The organism is Streptomyces sp. NPDC059455 (genome assembly GCF_042750115.1).
Lineage (GTDB): Bacteria > Actinomycetota > Actinomycetes > Streptomycetales > Streptomycetaceae > Streptomyces > Streptomyces endocoffeicus.
In genome coordinates this window covers 1-3074 of sequence record NZ_JBHYVB010000384.1, presented here as the reverse complement: position 1 = coordinate 3074, position 3074 = coordinate 1, and the positions used below count along the sequence as shown (strand labels likewise).

The window sequence follows — 3074 nt, the reverse complement described above, 5'->3', positions numbered from 1 at the left end:
GGCCCACTCTCGGCGCGCGCGCGGGGGGGGGGGGCCCCCCCCCGCGGGGGGGGGGGGGGGGGCCCCCGCGCCCCCCCCCCCTTCCGGCTGTCCTGAGCCGTTCGCTCACTTCCGCAGCGGCACCGTCTCACCGGTGGACCCGTCCACGACCTTCCGGCCGTCCAGCGGCTCCTTCAGTGTCACCTTCTGCTCCAGCTGCTTGGCGATGAGGATGCAGGCCCGCCCCGGATGCTTCGGCTTGCTCTTGAGGTCCAGCGTCACCTTGTCGGAGGTCTCCTTCGCGGAGACCGAGTAGGTGTTGCAGACCCCGCCCCAGAAGCGCAGCGTCAGGGTTTTGCCGTCCACGCTGTACGAGGTGAGGTGATCCGGCTTGGAGGTGCTGTCCCCCTTGCCCGGCGAGGGGGAGTGGCCCGGCTCCTTCGCCTTCTTGATGAACTCCGGCTTCACCGCGGGGTAGGGGAGGGTGACCGCCACCCGGTTGGTCCCGGTCGGCTTGGTCTCGAAGATCCACGACGGCACCAGCGCCCGCCGGCCGTCCACCATGTGCGAGGCGAGGCCGAAGGTCACCTTGCGCACGCTCACCTTGCCCGAGGGGCCGTCGCTCCTGCCCGACGTCGAGTTCAGCCGCTGCAGCGCCTGGTCCGCGCCGAGCACCGGATAGGTGTCGTCCTCCTTGGGCTTCGACAGCGTCCCGCTGCCGCCGACCAGCTGGCCGTCGGCGCCGACCTGCAGATTGGTGCCCCAGCCGTAGGTGGGCAGATCGCCCACCTTCGGGTCCGCGTTCACCATCCGCACGGCGCCGTAGAGGCCGCTCGCGTCCAGCTTGGCGTCCGACAGCCCGAGCGCCTTGAGCACCGGCTCGGCGGCGCTCTGGGCCTTCTCCTCGGAGACGGCCTTGTCGCGGCCGTCGGAGGCGCCGTTGTCGCCGCGCTTGTCGCCGTCGCGGTAGGTGGGGCAGCTCTGGTCGGCCTTGTTGGGCTTGTCCGCCCCGTCGCCCTTGTCGGTCCGCGTGGTCTGCGGCGCCTTCTTCCCGTCCGGGTGGACGCAGGCCGTGTCACCCGGCGCCCCGTAGCGGGAGTACGACCAGCTGCCCGGCCCGGTCCGGCTCACCCGCAGCGTCGGGCCGCTCGCGTCCGGGGCGCCGCCCACCTTCCAGTACCCGTGGTCGGCGCGGGGGCTGCCGGAGACGTCCAGGGCCTTCGCCAGCCGCGCCACATCGGCCTTGGCGACCTTCGGGTCGGTCAGATACACCGGGGCCTCGTCGGGCCCGTCCGGCAGCTTGCCCGTCACCACATAGCGGCCGCCGTGCGGGTCGGGCTCACCGGGCGCGATGCCCTCGTTCCCGCCCGGGTCTCCGCCCGGGTCTCCGCCCGGGGAGGCGTAGGCGTCCAATGCGAGGGGTTTCGGCGATCCGTCCTCGCCCGACGCGCCCGGACCCCGGGTGCCGCCGTCCGCCGCGGTGGAGGCCCAGTAGGCGCCGCCACCACCGGCGACCAGCACCGCGGCCGCGACCGAAACGACGGCCAGCGGCGAGCGCCGGCGCGCACGGGAAGTGTCGTCGTCGGGGGTCTGCGGGGTGTCGGTGTCCTCGGTGCTCACCGTTTCGCTCCTTCGGCTCCGCTCACGTTCTACGGTCCCATCCCTCGCGAGGAGATGCCGATGAGACGGAGCCGGGGCGCGGCCGGTTCCGTCAATCGCCGTAATCGGACATGCCGGCCAGCAGATCGGCCGATGTGGCGGGCACCGTGATCCCCCGGATGCGGGAGGCGGCGACCGGGGAAACGGGCCTGGTGGGAGCGGCCGATATGGTGACCGTCCAGTGCGGCGCCATCCGCGCCCCGTCGCCGCGCAGCTCCTCCAGATATTCGGGCTCGATGGCCCCGGTGGCGGGAAAAGCGGGGGTGAGGTGCTGGGGCATGATGCCTCCCGGTCCTTGGGTGTCGCCGACGCGTCCCCCGTATCCACGCACCGTATTCAGCGGCTGTCGGTGAAAAAAGACCTACTATCGGGTAGTTTCTTCCGTTCGTATGGGCCGGGCCGAGCAGATAGCGTGAAGCGTCCGATCTCTCTGCCCCGCAGGAGCGACTCAGTGCGTATCGCCGTAACCGGCTCCATCGCCACCGACCATCTGATGTCTTTCCCCGGCCGTTTCGCCGATCAGCTGGTCGCCGATCAGCTGCATACGGTCTCCCTCTCCTTCCTGGTCGACACCCTCGACGTCCGCCGCGGCGGAGTCGGTCCCAACATCTGTTTCGGCATGGGTGTGCTGGGTCTGCGCCCGATCCTGGTCGGCGCGGCCGGCGAGGACTTCGCCGACTACCGCGCCTGGCTGGACCGGCACGGTGTGGACACCGCGTCCGTCCATATCTCCGAGGTCCAGCACACCGCGCGCTTCGTGTGCACCACCGACGCCGACCACAACCAGATCGCGTCCTTCTACACCGGCGCCATGAGCGAGGCCCGCCAGATCGAGCTCCAGCCGGTCGCGGAGCGCGTCGGCGGCCTCGACCTGGTGCTGATCAGCGCGGACGACCCGGAGGCCATGGTCCGCCACACCGAGGAGTGCCGCTCGCGCGGCATCGCCTTCGCCGCCGACCCCTCCCAGCAGCTCGCCCGCATGGACGGGGAGGACATCCGGATGCTGATCGGCGGCGCGGAGTACCTCTTCACCAATGAGTACGAGGCCGCGCTGATCGAGACCAAGACCGGCTGGACCGCGGACCAGATCCTCGCCAAGGTCGGCACCCGCGTCACCACGCTCGGCGCCCAGGGCGTGCGGATCGACCGCGAGGGCGAGGAGCCCGTCGTCGTCGGCTGCCCGGAGGAGGAGCAGAAGGCCGACCCGACCGGCGTCGGCGACGCCTTCCGCGCGGGCTTCCTCTCCGGTCTGTCCTGGAACCTCTCGCTGGAGCGGGCCGCCCAGGTGGGCTGCATGCTGGCGACGCTGGTCATCGAGACGGTCGGCACGCAGGAGTACGAGCTGCGCCGCGGCCACTTCATGGAGCGCCTGGCCAAGGCGTACGGCCATGACGCGGCGGGCGAGATCGCGGCCCGCCTCCCCTGAACCCGTGGGG

Annotated in this window: 3 protein-coding genes; 1 reads left to right on the top strand and 2 read right to left on the bottom strand. The window is 71.6% G+C overall.

Going from position 1 to position 3074, the window contains the following annotated elements; translation table 11 throughout:
- Positions 1-105: 105 nt before the first annotated feature.
- Together ACFXB5_RS52480 and ACFXB5_RS52475 are read right to left on the bottom strand one after the other, a co-directional pair.
- On the bottom strand, positions 106-1599 hold the full coding sequence (locus ACFXB5_RS52480) for a hypothetical protein (RefSeq protein ID WP_385222941.1): 1494 nt from the start codon (positions 1597-1599) through the stop codon (positions 106-108).
- Positions 1600-1690: 91 nt separating this feature from the next.
- Complete coding sequence (locus ACFXB5_RS52475) at positions 1691-1918, bottom strand: hypothetical protein (protein WP_385222939.1); 228 nt, start codon at positions 1916-1918, stop codon at positions 1691-1693.
- Between the two features lie 171 nt (positions 1919-2089).
- Between ACFXB5_RS52475 and ACFXB5_RS52470 the strand changes: the two genes are divergently transcribed.
- Positions 2090-3064, top strand: a complete 975-nt coding sequence (locus ACFXB5_RS52470) for a carbohydrate kinase family protein (protein ID WP_385222936.1) — start codon at positions 2090-2092, stop codon at positions 3062-3064.
- Positions 3065-3074: the final 10 nt, after the last annotated feature.